Genomic DNA, 17,557 nt, shown 5'->3' with positions numbered 1-17,557 from the left:
GTCGTAGGTGTCGGGGAAGGTGTTGAACGTCCCGGAGGTGGGCACGAATGGCGGGTCCTTCCCCCGCAGATTGTTGATCCCGAAGTTGGCGGTCAGCCAACTCAAGACGCGCCAGGAGCTGTTCAGGTTGAAATAGTCCTGCGCTGGGATCTTGTCGTTCTCGCCGGGCGTGCTGTCGACGACACCGCCGATCCTCTGCCAGTCGAGTTGGACCTGCCCACGATCGAATACCCAGCTCACGGTGGCGTTGTGCCGATAGTCGGGCTGGACCAATGTCGTGGCGTCGCTCGAGCATGTGGCGCCGAATGTCCCCTTACAGTTGATGGCGGCGACGGCCGGGTTGTTCTGGATCGTATAGCGGGTCACGAAATTCGCTTGGTAGGCGAAGCGGAACAGCTCACCGGGCAACCACCGCGGAGTGGGAACGGAATAGTTGATGGAGACATCTATGCCCTGCTGGTCGAGGCGTCCCAGGTTCTGGTTATTGACGAAGGTGTTGTCCAGGGCGCCTGTCGTGGGATTGCGAGGCACCAGGCTACACAGCGGATTGCTGGCGACGGGATCGAGGACATAACAGCTATTCAGCGCGGCGATGGGTTGAATAACTCCGATCGCGTCGCGAAGGTCCAACTCGTAGTAGTCAACCGTCGCAGAAAAGCGCTTAACGATCTGAGGTGTCAGGACAAAGCCAAAGGTCTTGGTGCGCCCCTGTTCGGGCTTGATGTCGGCGTTGCCGCCAAAAAAGTAGTTGCCCTGGAGATAGGACGGCGAAAAGGAGTTTACCGAACCCACCGCCGGCGCCCCGAACCGCGCGCACTGCGCCGCATTGCCCGTTCCGAGCACGCAGGGGTCGCCCGCATAGCGTGGGGCCAGGCGGGCGACGGTGACGAGGTCGTTGTAGGGCAGCGAGGATTCGGGCGCGGCGAATTCGCTGAAGTTGGGGGCTCGGATTACAGTTTGGACCGTGCCGCGGATGCGCAAGTTGTCATCAATCGACCAGGTAAAGCCGTACTTGCTCGTATTGTGCGTTCCGAACAGCGAATACTTGGAATTCCGATAGGCATATTCGATGTCGAGGTTCTTGATCAGCGGCAGGTTCTTTACGATCGGGACCAGCGTCTCGCCGTAGAGTTCGTTGGTGGTGACGGCCCCGTTGTAAGCGGCCAGAGAACCTTCCAAGTAGGTGTTGCCGTCGAGCAGCGCCGAGTCCTGACCGATGGTCGCTGTCTCTCGGCGGTATTCATAGCCAAGAGCAAAGCCGATCGGACCGGCGGGGAGGGAAAACAGGTCCCGGAGGTCTCCGCTGACATTGCCGGAAATCACGGCTTGGTCGCGGGTGCGCTCGTTACCTTGAAGGGTGGAGCCCAAGGCGCTGAGGCCGGCCGAGTTAGGTCCGAAGATGTTGACGCTGTTTGCAAGGGCGGCGAAGTTGTTCTGACCGCTGGCGTTGGTCACTAGGCCGTCGCCGGTGATCGGGGAGGTCTCCGTCGAGCGTCCGTACTGGGTGTAGACGTCCCACTTGATCGAACTGGTTCCGGGGACGGGACCGCGCAATCCCGCCTGCACCTGGTAGGTCTGGCGATCGGTATGGAAGTCGATGAGGCCCAGTTGAGGTAGGGATTTGTTTACGAGCACCTGAGCTACGCCATTGACGAAGGTCAATTGGTTGGCGATCTGCGGGGTCACGAAGGCGTTGGACTGATTGATGCCGACGATCTGGTTTATGGTGACGGGGCCGGGGCCGGGGGTGCCCGATTCTTCGGTCTTTACATCGGAGAACATGCCGCGGCCATAGAGCTCAACATTGTCGAGCAATTTGTAGTTGAAGAAGGTGTCGGCGTTGTATCGGGTCAGAGGCTCGATCAGCGGGTACTGCGAGGTGTAGTTCGAAGTCTGCGGCGTCGTGGTGAATTGGCCCGCGGGCGTGAAGGAGAACTCGCGGCCCGATGCGACGTCGGTGAAGTTGCCTCCGGCCGGCGCCACCGTCTGGTTCGGGGTGGCGGCCCAACTGCGCGATCCCGCCAGGGCCTGGTCGCGCTGGGTATAGTCGAACGCAAGTACGATATGCCCGCGGTCGTTGATATCGCCGCCAAGCAGTAAGGAGGCGCCGTATTCCGATCCGCCCGCTTCGGCGGTCCTGTCGGTCGCCGACACCTCCATGCCGTTGAACGAGGTGTTGAGGATGAAATTGACCACGCCAGCCACGGCGTCCGCGCCGTACACGGCCGCGGCGCCGCCGGTAAGGACGTCCACCTGCTTGATCAACGAAGCAGGGATGGAGTTGACGTCCACGGAGTTGCGGAAACTGAAGGGGACCGCGCGCGTACCGTCGATCAGCACCAAGGTCCGACTCTGGCCTAGGTTGCGAAGATCGAATACCTGGGCGCCGAAAGAGTCGCTGCCCTGCGCCGCCTCGCGCACGCCGCCGGCGAGTTGCGGCAGCTCGGTCGAAAAGTCCAGAATGGTCAATGCGTTCTCGAGTTTGATCTGTTCTCGAGACGTCGAGTCGACCGGGCTGGTCGAGGTGATTCCGGTTCGTGGGATGCGGGAGCCCGTCACCACGACCTCGCTGACTGAGGAGGCTGAACCTTGGGTCGGAGCGGCGGCCTGAGGGCTCGGGAGGGCGGCGGCCGAGGTCCCCGTGCTGGGGGCCGGGGCGTCGGATTGTGGGGCCGGCCCGCCTGTCGGCGTCTCTGTGGGCGCCGTCTGGGTCGTCTGCGCATGCGCTTGGGCCGCCGCCGTGGTGGCGATGACCAAGGCCAGCACGCTGGCGCCCGATAGATTGCTGATCAAAGACCTCGACATTTCGTCCCCCGACTTTTCTTATCCGCGTACGTGGCAGGATAGTTTGGATGGGACGATAACCGGTTTAATACGACTGTAAATAAGGTCTGATACCAGTTGGGATCGGTAAGGGGCGCGCCCCGCTGCGACAGATTGCCTCTCCAATCGCTCTGGGGCCATCCCGTGAGTCCTATTCTGGCCCGATATCGAGGCGCGCCATAGCCCCAAATTCCGTTCAGAGCGACGGGGCGCCGATCATGCAGCGGCGATGTCGACGCAGCGGGCAAGGAGGAATGAGGCGTCGTCGGAGCGCTTTATCCGCAGGTGCCTGCGGCATTCGGGATCCTCGGCCTCGATCCGTCTGAGCTGGTTCAACCGCGCCTCGACCTTCGCCGGGAGGTCGAGCGAGAGCAGGTCGTCCGGAGTCGCAACCTCGAACAGTTCCACCAGCCGAAGAAAGCCATCGCTGCCCAGCGCGACCGTCGTCCCGTCGGCCGGGATTGTGAGCTGGTCCATATGGTCGGCTGCTTCGGGATCGGTATTGAGCACCCAGTAACCCCCAGCCGTATTCATATGGCGACGGTTCGTCTGTAGCTGCGGCAGGAGGCGTTCACGCAGCTCGGCCGAGCTCAGGGCGGGCGCGTCGCGGAGTAGGCGCGCGGCCATGTCCAACGTGCGTCGCTCGAAGATTTCGATGCGGGAAGTTCCAAATAGCTGGGCCGAGCCGTTCCGGTCGCGATAGGCGATGCGGCAATCGCCGAGCGTGCTCATTTCGAGCCCGCCGGACGTTATCCGCACCATCGCGATCGCGGCCGAAGGGCGCTCGTGGCGTTCGGAGGGTTCGCGGCGCTGCTGCCGATGCAACTCGCCGCGACAATCCGCTATCACCTCACGAAGCACGTCGGTTGTGGGGCGATCTCCACTGCTGGGAATGGCGCTGCACAGTGCGCGGTCCACCTCCTGCGCAAACCAGGCGGCGTCGCTTGGCGCGTCGAGCAGGGGGGCGCCGACCCCCGTGGCGCCATCGATGACCCAGGCCCAGTCGCCCAGGTGGCCAACGACGTCTTCGTTGATCAATCCCCCCGCGTCCGACACCGAGACACAGACGTGAAGCTTTTTAAGGGAGTCCGCCCCAACCTTACCGGCGACGTCCAAATCGCAATCTCCCATTCTAGCGACCACATAGGAACCAGTTGTCGGGTTAGTCCTGTACTGGTATCTACCAAATCCGTGAGGGACGCATGTCGAAAGCCGTTACCACCAGCCATATGTACAAGGAAGCGGCCTATGCCGCCGAAGGTCTCAGGGAAAGCGGAGCCGCCGCCAGGCGGGCCGCCGTAGCCGCTGCAGAGCGGCTGCGGGACTTTCAGCCCGACTTCATCGCGACCTGTGCGCGCGGCAGCTCCGATCATGCAGCGACCTATGCCAAATATCTTATAGAGACCCGGGCTCGTACCCCGACCTTTTCGCATGCGCCCTCGATCAGCTCGGTGTTCGAGACCACGTCCCCCCATTTTCGCAGGGCCGCGCTGCTGGCGATCTCGCAGTCGGGCCATAGTCCCGATCTGCTGCTGTCGGTCGAGGCGGCCAAGCGCGTGGGGTCGCTTATTTTGGTCATGGTCAACGACGCCTCATCGCCGCTTGCGAAGCTCGCCGACGTCCTGCTGCCGTTGCAGATGGGACCGGAGGTCAGCATTGCGGCTACCAAGAGCTTTATCGCGACACTGGCCCAGACATTGAACCTGGTGGCCGAATGGACCGACGCGGACGATCTGAGGATGGCGTTCGAGGGGTTGCCCAACGACCTGGCGAACGCCTGGGGGATGGACTGGTCCGCGGCGGTCGAGCCGCTGTCCCAGGTGTCGAGCCTGTTCGTGCTCGGACGCGGTCTGACGCTGTCCATCGCGCAAGAGGCGGCGCTCAAGTTCAAGGAGACGTCAGGTATCCACGCGGAGGCCTTCAGTACGGCGGAAGTCGTCCATGGACCGGCCGCGCTGATCACGAAGGGGTTCCCGGTGCTGGTTTTCCCTCCAGTCGATGCAGCGTCTCTTGGGGTGCGCGAACAGGTGGAGGCGTTTCAGCAGCGCGGCGCCTTGACGATCGTGGTGGGCGAGGGCTTCGGGGGAGACATCGTGCTGCCTCTCGGCGCCGGGCTCCGCCCGGCGGTGGCGCCGATCGCCATGGTTCAGAGCTTCTATGGGCTGGTCAACGCCGTCGCGTTCGCGCGCGGTCACGATCCGGATCGGCCTCCATTTCTCAAGAAAGTCACCCATACCCGATGACGACGTGGGCTCTATGCGGGGCGACCGTACTCACACCTGACGGGCCGCTCGAGGGATACGCCGTCGTCGTCGAGAATGACCGCATAGCAGCCGTCGTGCCCGACGCAGAAGTCGCGGGCGGGTGTCGGCGTGAGGCGCTGGCGGGCGGCGTCCTTGCGCCTGGCTTCATCGACGTCCAGGTCAACGGCGGCGGGGGCGTGCTGCTCAACGACAATCCCACGGTCGAAGGGATGGCCGCGATCGCGGAGGCGCACAGCCGGTTCGGGACGACGGGCCTGATGCCGACCCTGATAAGCGACGACCTGGATGTTGTGGCTCGGGCCATCGCCAGCGCGGACGCCGCGGTGGCCCAGGGCGTCCCCGGCGTCCTGGGCGTCCACATAGAAGGTCCGTTCCTCAATCCGGCCAAACGCGGCATCCACGACGCCGACAAGTTCAGGCGGCTCGACGAGGAGGCGATATCGCTGCTCACCCGTCCTGGCCCGGCGCGCAGGATGGTGACGATCGCACCCGAACTCGCGCCGCCTGGAGCCATCAGGCGGCTTTCCGAAGCAGGCGTCATTGTGTGCGGCGGTCATAGCCTGGCGGGATACGAGCAAACCATAGGCGCGCTCGATGAAGGCCTGAGCGGGTTCACGCATCTTTTCAACGCCATGACCCAGCTCGGCTCCCGAGAGCCGGGCATGGTGGGCGCCGCGCTGGAGGCGAAGCATTGCTGCTTCGGCCTGATCGTAGATGGGGAGCACGTTCACCCGGCGACCCTGCGGATCGCCCTGGCGGCGCACGGACACGAGGGGGTTATGCTTGTGACCGACGCCATGCCCTCGGTTGGCGGCGCCCAGACCTCCTTCGCCCTGGGCGGTCGCCTGATCCACGTCGAGGGGAACGCCTGCCGCGCCGAGGACGGCACCCTTGCCGGTTCAAATCTGGACATGGCCACCGCATTCGCGAACGCTGTGAGGATGTTGCGCGTGTCGCCCTCCACCGCCTCCCGAATGGCGAGTGGAACGCCTGCACGTTTTCTGGGTCTGGAGCGCGAGGTCGGGGCGCTGGCGGCCGGACTTCGGGCCGACATCGTCCACTTGGACGAGGATCTCAAGGTGGGTCGTGTCTGGCTGGGTGGGGAACTTCGTCAATAGGGCGGTCGGCGCAGGACCCGAATTCATGTCGAGCCGTTGGAGCGGCGAAGGGCTCAATGCCAATGTCGATGTTTCGATGTCTGGCCGATTCCCGGATTGAACTGGTTGCAGGGGTCGAGCTCACGGAAGAACGCCGTCAACTCGGCCTTGGCCTTGTACAGGTGCCCGACATTATGTTCGGCCGGATACTCGGCGCCGCGCGCGTCGAGCAGCCCCCACATCCGGTGTTCGAGGGCCAAGGTGTCATGCCCCTTCGCGACAACGTAGTCCTGATGGAAGACGTGGCAGAAGAAGTGGCCGTAGTAGAGTTTGTGCAGTATCGGCGCCTCCACCTCGGCCGGTAAGGTCTCGAACCAGTCGCGTTCGTTGCGGGGCAGGGCGATGTCCAGCGCTACGATATCCTCGACCGTATCCGCGTGGACGGCGCGGTAACGCACCGCCGCGCCGGCCGCGGCGAAACGGTGCAGGAAAGCCTTGTCCCCCTCTTCGGAGGTGCATTCGAAGAATTCGACGCCCTCCGGTCGGCGCGACGACAGGTATGTGCGCGCCTCCGCCACGCCTTCGCCGGCCATTTTCAGCATCAGGTGGTGTTCGTAACGGTCGCGGTAATCGCGCAGCCGCTGCGGCAGATGCGGCGGGAAAAGCCGGCTGACCGCCTGGAGGAGGTGATCGCTCAGCCCGCCCTTGATCCAGCCGAACCGGCCGGCGGCCGCGTCGAACGCCGCCTTCAGCCCGAACAGCAGGGGCAGTCGGTCGACGCCCAGATGCTGGATGGCGAGGAAGGTGTCCTTGCCATACGCCTCGGCGATGTCGAAGGCGTCGCGGTGCATGTATTCGCCAGCCACGGGCAAGGATTGGAACCCGCCAAGGATGTCGCGCCGAATGGCGGTCAGCCCGCCTGGAGCGTTCGAGCCGATGTAGAAGACCGCGGTCTGTTCGGGCTTGGGAAAGGTGTCGAGCCGCACCGCGAACAGGATCAGCCGGCCCGCGCTGCCCGAGGCTTCGAACAGCCGCTTGCTGTCCGCATTGAACCGGGCCGGGGTGGGGGCGTCGATCTCGCGCACATGGTCGACATAGCCTTGGTCCGAGGCGCGAACGGACGGGTCGTGCTGGACGTCCGCCGCTTCGAATTCGCCACGATCCAGCCGCCCCAGGATGGTTTCGGGGTCGTCGCCCAGTTGGATGCCGAGGTGGTTGACGAGTTGCAAGTCGCCGCTCTCGCTCAGGCGGGCGAAGAGCGCCATCTCCGTGAAGACAGGTCCCCGCTGCACGAGCGATCCACCCGAGTTGTTGCAGACGCCGCCGAACACCGAAGCGCCGATGCACGACGATCCGATCACCGAGTGCGGCTCGCGGCCAAGCGGCTTCAGCGCGCGTTCCAGATCGTAAAGGGTGGCGCCGGGAAGGCAGACGACCTGGCGACCTTCGTCGATCAGGTGCAGGCCCTTGATGCGCAGGGTGCTCACCATCACTACGTCGCGGTCGTAGTCCTCGCCGTCCGGCGTGGAGCCGCCGGTCAAGCCGGTGTTGGCGGCCTGCATTATGACCACCACATCGGCGGCGACGCAGGCCTGCACGACCTTCCATTGCTCCACCAGCGTGGCGGGCCGCACCACCGCCGCCGCGGAACCGCTCCCGAACCGGAAGCCCGTGCGATAGCGGCGCGTCTCCTCAGGCCGGGTGAGCACGTGCCGATCGCCGACAGCGGCCCGGAGCTCGGCGATGAGCCGCCGCATTGTTCCGGCCGAGTTGCGTGTCGCGCGATTTGAGAAGGCCGAGGCGTTCGGGTGCATATCTAGCGTCCTACGAAAGTCCTGGGTCTAGGTTGCACGCCGTCCCGCCAAGGCGAGAGCGCCGGAGACGGCGTCGCCCAGAGGGGGCGCGAGCCGGCGGCGGACGTCTGGGGCGAGCCAGGCCTCCATGGCGCTCGCCAGGCCGCCGATCAGGGTGAGGCGAGGGGCGCCGCGTTCGAACAACGCCCGGACAAGCCCGTTGATATGCTCGGCCGCGACCTGCACGACATGTCGGCCGATCGCGTCCCCCTGATCGGCGTGTCGCAGCACCAGGGGGGCGAACGTTGCGTATTCCGTCGCGGTCGCCCGATCCATCCACGTCACCGCCTCGACCGGGTCGTTGTCGAACCGCGCCATGATCTCACGGGTCAAGGTGCTCGCCGTCAGCCGTTCATCATGCGCGCGCAGCGCCAGCCGGATGGCGCGCAGCCCGATATCGGCGCCGCTGCCCTCGTCCGAGATGGGGAAGCCGTAACCCCCCACCTTGAATTCCCGCCCGTCTACCCTGCCGATACCGCATGAGCCCGTGCCCACGATCACAATCGCGCCGTCCTTGCCGCCATGGGCGCCAAGGCAGGCGATCATCCCGTCCGTAGAGAATGTGATGTCGGCGAAGGGGTGCTCGATAGCCTCAAGCGCTGCTTGCGCGCCCTTCCTGCCGAGGCCGGCCACGCCCACGCCTGCGCGAACGGCGGCGACCTGAGCCGTGTCGAGTCCCGCCTCGCGGATCGCGCCGGTGAAGGCGGTTCGGATCGCGTTCCACGACGCCTCGATGCCGAAGCGGGTCGCGGCCGGTCCAGCGATGCCGAGGCCCAGCACCACACCGTGGGCGTCTTCGATCCGCGCGCGGCAGCCGGTGCCGCCGCCATCCACCCCTAGAAACAGCGGCGCCGTCCCCACGGCGGCCGTCATCCCTGCACCCGGACGATGTCCGCTCCGCAGCGCACCAACTTGCGGGCCAAGTCCTCGTATCCGCGATCAAGGTGGTAGACGCGGTTGACCACCGTCTCGCCTTCGGCGACCAGACCCGCGAGGATAAGGCAAACCGAGGCGCGCAGGTCGGTGGCCATCACCGGGGCGCCTCTCAGGCGGCTAACCCCGCGCACCAGCACCGTGGTGCCCTGCAGCGTCAGATCGGCGCCCAGCCGCATCAATTCGGGAACGTGCATGAAACGGTTCTCGAAGATGGTTTCGCGGACCAGGGCGGCGCCTTCGGCGATCGACATCATCGCCATGAACTGCGCCTGCAGATCGGTATGGAAGCCTGGGAAGGGTTCGGTGGTGATGTCCACGGCGGAGAGTTTCCCCGTCCTTTCGACCATGAGGCCGCGATCGGTCGGGAAAATGCGCACGCCCGCCGTTTCCAGCACTTGGCACTCTGCGGACAGATGCTCCAATCGCGCGCCGATGAGCTCCAGCCGCCCCCCGGTGATGGCGGCGGCGGCGGCGTAGGTGCCGGCCTCGATCCGGTCCGGGATCAGCTCGTGCGTCGCGCGCCGGAAAGGCTGATCGCCGGACAACATGATGCGGTGTGTCCCGGCGCCTTCTATCCGCGCGCCCATCGCCGACAAGCCCGCTGCGAGATCGGCGATTTCGGGCTCGCGGGCGGCGTTGAGAATCTCGGTTTCACCGCGCGCGCGGGTCGCGGCCATCATCGCCGTCGCCGTCGCGCCCACCGAGGGCGAGGAGAGGACGATGCGGCTGCCCTTCAGGCCGTTCGGGGCCCGGGCGACGATGTAGCCGCCATCCACCGTGACCTCGGCGCCCAGGGCTATCAGCGCCTTGAGATGGAGATCGATCGGGCGGGCGCCGATGGCGCAGCCTCCGGGCAGAGACACCCGAGCGGCGCCGAACCGAGCCAGCAGCGGGCCGAGGACCAGGATGGTCGCCCGGGCGCGACGCACTACATCGTAGTGGGCCTCCGCGTTGATGGCCGAGCCGGCGTCCAGGGTCACCTGATGGGCGGCGTCCCGGCTGACGCCGACGCCATAACTCTCCATCAGCGAAAGCAGGGTCGTGACGTCAGTGACCGCAGGCACATTGGCGAGGGTCAGGGGCTGTTCGCTCAGGAGGCTGGCGGCGATCAAGGGGAGAGCGGCGTTCTTCGCTCCGGCGATGTCGACGGTACCCTCAAGCGCTCGGCCGCCGCGGACAATCAATCGATCCATCAGCTTCTCCAGACCTCGTGGCGTCGCTTCATGAGCCGGTCGTCCATTTCACATCCGGCACTCGTGGCCAAATGGTTTCCTTGTGGTATCATCGATGGACTGGGGTTTTTACTCGACCAGGTTGCGGTTCCGCCGAGATGTCCGACGCTCCGATATCGGCTGCGCACTCGCCCGATCAAACCATTCCAGCCGCCATATCCGCGGGGACGGGCACCGGCGACAGAGGGCGGCCGGGGGCGTCAATTAAGAGGAGGAGACCTGTCTTGAGCGAGATATTCGTCAATCGACGTCGGTTCGAGATCGGTGGCGAGCGGATGACCGGCGCCGAGATCGCGAACCTGCTTGGCGTGCCCGAGGACAACGCCGTTGTCGAGCGGCACGGTGCGGCGGGTGAGCTCGAGACCCTGCCGCTCGATCATGCGTTCGAGATCTGTTCCGGCCAGTCGTTCCTCGTCACCCGTCAGTTCATCATGGGCGGGTGATACCGCAAACCGCAGACGTTTCGGGCGTGGTCGCAGGCCATGACGTGTTGGAGAGCCGCCCCTTGCAGATAATCAGTCCAGCGGGAACGCGGTCCGCCATCGGCTTGCTTCGTCTCGCAGCGCCGGAACTGGATGTTTTGCATGAAGCCGTCGTCAGCTCTACCGGCAGGCCATGGGGAAGCTTCGCGCGCTTGGGATGGCGGCCCGCACCCGGTCATTTCGCGGTGACGCTTGCGGCGATTGATCAGTCCGGAATGGGCGATCTCGATCCCGCAAGCGACGACATCAAGATAAGCCCCGTCTATTTGCGACGCGTCGCGGCGGAGGCGCAGGACCACCCCCTGGCGATCGGCTTCATTCGTTGCCGCCCGGTCGGCGTCGCACCCGAACCCCGCGCGGCCGACGACGAGATGGACCGATATCTTGCCGGCCACTTCGCCGATTTCGCGCCGGATCGGCCGTTCGTCAGCCTCATCCTTTCGCAAATGGAGGAGGAGATCGCGGTTTCGGGTCGGATTTTCCACGCCAGACGCTGGATCGATATCGAGCGCGTCGCCGCCGAACGGCGGCCCACGGTGGTGGCCTGGTGTGCGGGGAAGCGGCCGCCGCCCGCGCCGATCCCGCCCGAGCGCGTGGCGCGACTGACCAGCGCGTTCGGCCGTCAAGCGTTCGAGCGGCTTCAACGATCCACCGTGGCGCTTATCGGCGCCGGGGGCACCGGCTCCGCGGCCATTCCCATCCTTGCCCGGGCGGGCGTGGGCCGTCTCATCATCGTGGACAGCGACCATGCGAGCGAGTCGAACCTTGAGCGGCTGCACGGCAGTCGACCGGCCGATGTCGCCGCCGAGGTCTCCAAGGCCGCCATCGCGAGACGGTCGGTCGCCGAATACGCGCCCGACGTGGCGGTCGAGGCGATCATCGGCCGCTTGCCGCAAGAGGAAGTGCTCGACGCCGTCGTCGGCGCCGATGTGATCATGGGATGCACGGATCAGCATTCGAGCCGGCTGATCGTGGCGGATATCGCCTCGCGCTATCTCATTCCGGCGGTCGATTGCGGTGGTCTGATCGAGGGGCGGGATGGCGTCGTGACCGGCCAACTGGTCCAGATCGTTCGCTTCCTGGCGGACGATCCCTGTCCGCGCTGCCGCGGGATGATCTCGGAAACCCGGGTGCGGCAGGAGTTGCTGCCGCCGGCGGTGCGGGCGGAGGCTGCGGCGCAGGTCGCCCTGGCGATTGCAAATGGGGAACGACCCGATCCGATCCTCAGCGCGATACCGCAGATCGACACCGTCGGCTACATCACCACGACGGCGGGAACTCTGGCCGCCGGCTTTGTCATCGGATGGCTGACCGACCGCTTTTCCCCGAATTTCGAACGTCTGCAGCTCGACTTGGTCGTGGATTGCCTCGGCGCCGTCGAGCGACCTCAACGCAGGCAGGTGAACTGTTCCTGCGGCGACACCCGAGGCCACGCCGACCAGGCCCTCGCCGTCGCGCCGGTCGTTCCACCAGCTCACTGGCCCGATGTCCGCTACGTGGCGGAGGTCGGCTAGACCTCCTCGCCGTCCACGCACCTGGCTAGGCTCGAGGCTAAGCCGCTTCGTAGATTTGGGCGAGCGTCTCCAGGGAGCGCAACTGCGCGCCGTTCCCCACATGGGTTTCGCTGGAAGCGGGTTCGACCTCCAATACGAGCTCGCCCGACATCCCGAAGCGTTCGGGCAAGGCCGGGAAGGGGAGGTTGCCCGCTCCGAGTTCCAGGCCCTCGCTGACAATCGACGCCGTCAGCGTCTTTTCATCGAGCCCGGGGTCGCGGCAGGCGGCCTCGTCCAGTTGCAACGCATCGGAGACGTGGAGGTAGGGCATGCCGCTGTCGACGAAGTCGAAGGGGTGCAGCCGGTCGGCGTGATCGAGGTCGTCGTCGGTGATCCAGGCGAAGCGCGGATCGTCCGCCGTCCTCCGGGGTTGGCGGCGGCGACGGTTGAAGAGATTGGCGGACAGCGTCGCGTGCGCGACATCGACGAACGGCTCGACCGTGGTCAGGTTCTCGCGCGCGAGAAAATCGCGGAAGTGCGCGATCTCCCATGGGAAGAAGTGATCGAGCGGGCCGGTGAGATAGCTCAGGCCATCGCGCGGAAGCAGGGAGTAATGGCCGACGTTTTCGACAAGGAGGCGCAGATCCCCGGCGAAACGGGCGAGGTCCAAGACGATCGCCTCAAAGCCGCTGGTAGCTTCCTCGCGGTTTCGCGCCCGCGCTGGCGCATCGGCGAACACCATGCCGAAATATCGGTGCATGACCACGGCGTTGGCCCCGATCTCGACCGCGAAGGCGATGCTGCGTTGGCATTGACCGGTGTCGAAATCCGTACGCGTGACCACTGGCACCGATTGCGGCGGGACGTGGACGACCAGGGACTCGACGGGAAATTCCGCCTTTAGCCGTCGGATATTGAGGTGAGCGCCTTGCAGGGCCGCGGTGTTGTCGACGTCGCGTTGACCAAAGGTGTGGAGCTCCAACCTCACCGGCCGTCCCGCGGAAGTCAGGTAGGCGGCCCGCGCAGCGAGCTGGTCGAAATCCGCCAGTGCGGCCTTCAAAGCAAAGGTTGGCATGATCCTCTCCCACCCTGTTCGTATCTTCCTGAGCGGGTCGCCTCAGAAAGGGCTCTGGGAATACGCAGGCCGTAGCTGCTGGCGCAGAAATCGCCCTCCTGGCGGTGACTGGGTGACTTGCGGAGGCTTTCCTTGCGTCCGCGCGGGTTAAACGGTGGGTTGATCGAGCGGACGGATTGGTATGTAAGTGGTAGATACTGCGTATTAGAGGATGCCAGTCAAGCCGGTTCAAGAGCGCCGCCTTCCTGCTTTCCCCGCGTTCGTCGGGATGACCGGCCCCCTTGGAACGCGAACTGACCTAGCGGAACAGGCGCGCAGCGATGTGGGACGTGCGGGAAGAGTTTCGGGGAGACCGGTTTATGGCGGCGCAGCCGATCGCGCCCCTCGATTATCTGGCGCGCGCCCGTGGGCTGAGTTCACTCGTGGCCGCGCATGCGGCGGCGGGCGACAGGGATCGTCGCCTGCCGACCCCGATGATCGAGGCCCTGAAGCAGGCCGGCCTATTCCGGATGCTCCAGCCGGCGCGATATGGCGGCGGCGAGTGCGATCCGACGACGTTCCTCTCTGTCCAGGCCGCGCTTTCGGAAGTCGACATGTCGACCGGATGGCTTCATGGCGTCATGGGGGTGCTGGCGTTTCATCTGGCCCTGTTTTCCCGGGCCGCTCAAGATGAGGTCTGGCTCGACGATCCCGACGCCCTGCTTGCCTCAAGCTACATGCCGACAGGAAAAGCTTTTCCGATTCCCGGCGGCTTCCAGCTGAGCGGTCGCTGGGGGTTCGCCAGCGGGGCCGACCATGCGGACTGGTTTCTGCTGGGGGGCGTGGCGGCTGATGAAAGCGGACAGCCCCGGCCGATGGTTTTCCTCGTCCCGCGGGCAGACGTCCAGGTGCACGACACCTGGTGCACGACGGGTCTTAGGGGAACCGGCAGCCAGGACCTCAGCGTGGCGGCCTGCGTCGTGCCGGAATATAGGGCGCATGGCTTGCGGGATCGATTTCTTGGCCTCAGCCCCGGCCTGTCGGTCAATCGGGCGGCGATCTATCGGGTTCCTTTGCCCCAGCTGTTGTTCCGGGTCATTTCTTCGCCGGCCATCGGCGGATTGCGTGGGATGCTTGAGGCCTATCTGACGCACAACGGCGACCGCGTCGCCGTCACCGGCGCCGCCGCTTCGAAAGATCCCGTGACCCAGCTCGCGTGCGCCGAGGCGGCGGCGGAACTCCACGAGATGACGACGATGATGGCGGCGAATTTCGATCGGCTGCTCGACCACGCGCAGTCCGGTTCCGAGCCGCCGATCCCCGACCGCATGATATATCGGCTGCAGGCCAGCCTAGTCACCGAGCGGTGCTGCCGCCTGGGCGCCCGTCTGTTCAAAGCAACGGGAGCGTCCGGGTTATCGACGGCGAAACCGTTCGGACGGTTCCTCGCCGACATCCAGGCCGCCCGCCAACACGCCGCCAACCAATACGAAGGTCATGGCCGTGCGCTCGGCGCGGCGATGCTGGGTCAGGAAACGGAGGACACGCTGCTGTGAAGGCATCATGTGAGGACCTGCTTCGGACATCGGGTGAGTCATTGGCGCCGCTGCCCTTTTCAATCGCTTTCGACCCGCGCGACGAAGAGGAAGTCATGCGGCGTTGGCGCTTGGTGCTGCGTTCGAACAAGTGGAGCCATGGCGAGCAGTTGGAAGAGTTCGAACAGGAATGGGGCGCCTGGAACGGCATGCCGGCGGTGGGCTTCGATAATTGGGCCGGCGCCGCCATGGCCGCCCTGGATTTCTTCCAGGTTCGTGGCCAGACCGTGCTGTGCCCGTCGAACACTTTTCTCGCCACTCCGCGTTCGGCCGAACTGTCAGGCGCCAAAGTGGTCTTCTATGACTGCAACCGACATGATCTCTGCGCTTCTTTTGAGGATTTCGTCGCTAAGGCCGAGGCGACCCGCCCAGCGCTGGCGTTCGTCGTCCATGTCGGTGGTCACCTGGCTTTCGACATCCGTAGGATCGCAGCCTACTGCCGCGAGAAAGGTATCCGGCTGATCGAGGATTGCGCCCACGCCGTCGGGGCGGACTGGAATGGTCAGAAGCCTGGTGGTTTCGGCGATGTCGGACTGTTTTCGCTTTACGCTACCAAGACGATCTCGACCGGGGAAGGTGGGGTCGCCGTCACCGCAGACCAGGATTTACTGAAGCACCTGCGCTCCTATCGCGACTACGGGCGTGGGTCCGGCTATCGCGTCAAAAGCCTCAATCATCGCATGGATGAGTTCCGCGCAGCCTTCGGAACGGTTCAATTGCGCCGTATGCCTGAAATCGTCGCGTGGAAGCAGGCGTACGCGCGCGATGTGCTTGATCCGTTATATCCAGATCGTGTCCGCTTCCCTGACGGGATGGCCAGCGGCTATTACAAGTACATCGTCTTCCAACCCATCTCCAACTCGACCGGTAAGGTTTACGAGCAGCCTTGCCATCGACTGATGCGCGCCGAGACGGATTTGCCGAACGCAGATTGGGTTGCGACCAACCACTGGTGCGTTCCGCTCTATTATCCGAGGGAGGCTCAATCCGAGCGGATCTGAGCCACTGCCGGGCAGGTTGAAAAAATTATACGGCGCAGGTTGTTATTGGGAATGAGGCTGGTATTGTGGTGATACCAAATTGGTATCCATGCATATGATCTCTCACAGAGGTGCTCGGTAGGTAGGGATAATTGGTGACTATCAGCAATGCGCTCTTCGGTGGCTGATCTGGCCATCGATGATCGATCTGCTTTGCTCTCGATGAGGCGAGCAGAGCCTGTAGATCTAAAGTCATGATTAATACACTTCGTGCGGGCGTGAACGCTGCCCGAAGACGGATTTCCTGCGCCTCGACGCAGGAAGTGGCTGGTCCGTGAGGATGGCGGCCTCCGAACGAGCGTGGGGTCGTAGGTTATCGACGCAACCCACCGATTGAAACGGGAGAGTTTTGCCGGGAGGCGGTGTGAAATGTTCGAACGCACGGCTTATTTGACGAACCGCGCGCATCCAGTGTGGCTCTGGCTCGATCCGACCACACGCTGCAACCTAGCCTGCCGGCTCTGCTACACCAAGCAAAGCCACGGCAAGCTCGACCTCGATCCCAACGATCTCGAGCGGGCGCTGCTCAAACTCAGGGCTTCGCCGATGGTGGCGGTCAAGACCATCCATCTGAACTGGCGGGGCGAGCCGCTGATGAATCCAAAATTCGCCGAGTTGTTGGCCGTGACGCGCCGTATCCTGCCGGATGTTCCGTTGCAGTGGCATACCAACGGCACGATGTTGACGGCCAAGCGCGTCCGGGAAATTCTTGCGGTGCCCTATAGCCACAAGATCTTCGTCTCCATCGATGGAGGCAACAGTCGGAGCCACGACCTCAATCGCGGCGAAGGAACGTTCCGAAAGACCCTGACCGGCCTGCGCAAGTTGCTGGACGCCCGCGGCGACGACCGCAGCCGCGTCTGCGTGGGCGTCTATCAGATCGATCTCAACGAGCCGATCGAGGCCTACGATCCGGAGTTCCTGGAACTGCTCGAGCGCGTGGACGACCATGTGAAAGTCACGCCCCTGCTACCGGGTGGGGCTCATCATAAGGTCAGGGGGATCGGCGACCTGGAAAGCGACGAGGCCCTGCATCAGCGGATGTCGCAGGACATCAATCCCAGTCTTCCCGTGCCGCGGGGCACCTGTTTCTGGGCCGGTCATTCGTTTTGCCTGGCGCCCGATGGAAACGTGTCTGTCTGTGTGATCAGCCATGGCCGGGAGGGCGTCGTCGGCAATTTGTTCGACGAGTCCGTCGAGACGGTTATCGGGCGCGGCCTTGGGTTTCGCCGCCGGCTGGAGCTGGAAGGGCGCGGCTCCGTCGCTCACTGCGCCTCCTGCCGTAAGCCGGAAGGCGATGTTTTCTCAACACATCTGGTTAGCCGTCTCAGCGCCTAGGGTTGTGGGACGGAGTGGGCGCAACGACGCCGTAAGGGGAGACTGAATGATGAAGCCTTTGTGGTCGATCGGCTTGATGACCGGCACGGTTCTTGATGGAATGATCGACATTGCTTCGATCCGCACGGATGGTGAGGACATATCGGAGTTCGGCGCCTGGGAACTCGCCCCCTATCCTTCGGATTTGCGCGAATTGCTCGCCGACGCCGTCGCGGCGGCGCTGGAGTGGCGCTTCGAGGGGGAGGAGCCAGCGATCTTCGCCAAGGCTGAAAAGGCCCTGACGCGCGCTCAGGCGGAAGCCGTCGCGCAGTTCATGCGCAAAAACGACCTGCGCCGCGAGGACGTCGCCG

General features: G+C 64.6%; 14 protein-coding genes. 8 read left to right on the top strand and 6 right to left on the bottom strand.

From position 1 onward, the window contains the following. Positions 1-2,793 (bottom strand): TonB-dependent siderophore receptor (locus tag GSQ87_RS09550; RefSeq protein WP_216839190.1); only part of this gene is annotated, 2,793 nt, incomplete at its 3' end. Between the two features lie 246 nt (positions 2,794-3,039). Then, on the bottom strand, positions 3,040-3,861 hold the full coding sequence (locus GSQ87_RS09545; protein WP_158915235.1) for a protein phosphatase 2C domain-containing protein: 822 nt from the start codon (positions 3,859-3,861) through the stop codon (positions 3,040-3,042). A 191-nt stretch (positions 3,862-4,052) separates the two neighbouring features. On the opposite strand from GSQ87_RS09545, the gene GSQ87_RS09540 reads away from it, so the two are divergent. Both GSQ87_RS09540 and nagA read left to right on the top strand, forming a co-directional pair. Then, complete coding sequence (locus GSQ87_RS09540) at positions 4,053-5,066, top strand: SIS domain-containing protein (RefSeq protein ID WP_216839188.1); 1,014 nt, start codon at positions 4,053-4,055, stop codon at positions 5,064-5,066. Further along, a complete protein-coding gene (gene nagA / locus GSQ87_RS09535; protein WP_158915233.1) occupies positions 5,063-6,205 on the top strand; it encodes an N-acetylglucosamine-6-phosphate deacetylase in 1,143 nt (380 codons plus the stop codon). Before GSQ87_RS09540 ends, nagA begins: the two co-directional genes overlap by 4 nt. 53 nt (positions 6,206-6,258) lie before the next feature. On the opposite strand, the gene dld is transcribed toward nagA, so the two are convergent. The 3 genes from dld to murA all read right to left on the bottom strand — a co-directional run bounded on the left by dld (position 6,259) and on the right by murA (position 10,166). Next, on the bottom strand, positions 6,259-7,941 hold the full coding sequence (gene dld / locus GSQ87_RS09530) for a D-lactate dehydrogenase (protein ID WP_158915232.1): 1,683 nt from the start codon (positions 7,939-7,941) through the stop codon (positions 6,259-6,261). 84 nt (positions 7,942-8,025) lie between these two features. Then, entirely contained in the window at positions 8,026-8,910 is an 885-nt protein-coding gene (locus GSQ87_RS09525; RefSeq protein ID WP_158915231.1) for a BadF/BadG/BcrA/BcrD ATPase family protein, read from the bottom strand. Next, complete coding sequence (gene murA, locus GSQ87_RS09520; RefSeq protein ID WP_158915230.1) at positions 8,907-10,166, bottom strand: UDP-N-acetylglucosamine 1-carboxyvinyltransferase; 1,260 nt, start codon at positions 10,164-10,166, stop codon at positions 8,907-8,909. Before murA ends, GSQ87_RS09525 begins: the two co-directional genes overlap by 4 nt. Before the next feature lie 263 nt (positions 10,167-10,429). On the opposite strand from murA, the gene GSQ87_RS09515 reads away from it, so the two are divergent. Continuing rightward, positions 10,430-10,648, top strand: a complete 219-nt coding sequence (locus GSQ87_RS09515) for a multiubiquitin domain-containing protein (RefSeq protein ID WP_158915229.1) — start codon at positions 10,430-10,432, stop codon at positions 10,646-10,648. A 254-nt stretch (positions 10,649-10,902) separates the two neighbouring features. Further along, positions 10,903-12,201 carry a ThiF family adenylyltransferase gene (locus GSQ87_RS09510; protein WP_158915228.1) on the top strand — a complete coding sequence of 433 codons (1,299 nt, stop codon included), beginning with the start codon at positions 10,903-10,905 and terminating at the stop codon, positions 12,199-12,201. 37 nt (positions 12,202-12,238) lie between these two features. Here the strand turns inward: GSQ87_RS09510 and GSQ87_RS09505 are convergent, their stop codons facing one another. Next, positions 12,239-13,240, bottom strand: coding sequence for a hypothetical protein (locus GSQ87_RS09505; RefSeq protein ID WP_158915227.1), 1,002 nt, complete (start codon positions 13,238-13,240; stop codon positions 12,239-12,241). A gap of 374 nt (positions 13,241-13,614) precedes the next feature. Between GSQ87_RS09505 and GSQ87_RS09500 the strand changes: the two genes are divergently transcribed. The 4 genes from GSQ87_RS09500 to GSQ87_RS09485 form a co-directional block, all read left to right on the top strand. Next, on the top strand, positions 13,615-14,790 hold the full coding sequence (locus GSQ87_RS09500) for an acyl-CoA dehydrogenase family protein (RefSeq protein ID WP_158915226.1): 1,176 nt from the start codon (positions 13,615-13,617) through the stop codon (positions 14,788-14,790). A 41-nt stretch (positions 14,791-14,831) separates the two neighbouring features. Next, entirely contained in the window at positions 14,832-15,830 is a 999-nt protein-coding gene (locus GSQ87_RS09495; protein ID WP_216839186.1) for a DegT/DnrJ/EryC1/StrS aminotransferase family protein, read from the top strand. Positions 15,831-16,238: 408 nt separating this feature from the next. Further along, positions 16,239-17,207, top strand: a complete 969-nt coding sequence (locus GSQ87_RS09490; protein WP_158915225.1) for a radical SAM/SPASM domain-containing protein — start codon at positions 16,239-16,241, stop codon at positions 17,205-17,207. Between the two features lie 46 nt (positions 17,208-17,253). Beyond that, positions 17,254-17,557, top strand: a 304-nt coding sequence (locus tag GSQ87_RS09485) for an anhydro-N-acetylmuramic acid kinase (RefSeq protein WP_216839184.1), incomplete at its 3' end; no start/stop codon positions are given.

The sequence above is a fragment of the Caulobacter sp. S45 genome, assembly GCF_009765965.1.
Lineage (GTDB): Bacteria > Pseudomonadota > Alphaproteobacteria > Caulobacterales > Caulobacteraceae > CAHJWH01.
The sequence above is the reverse complement of the archived record's forward strand: the minus strand, read 5'-3'. Positions and strand labels throughout refer to the sequence as shown.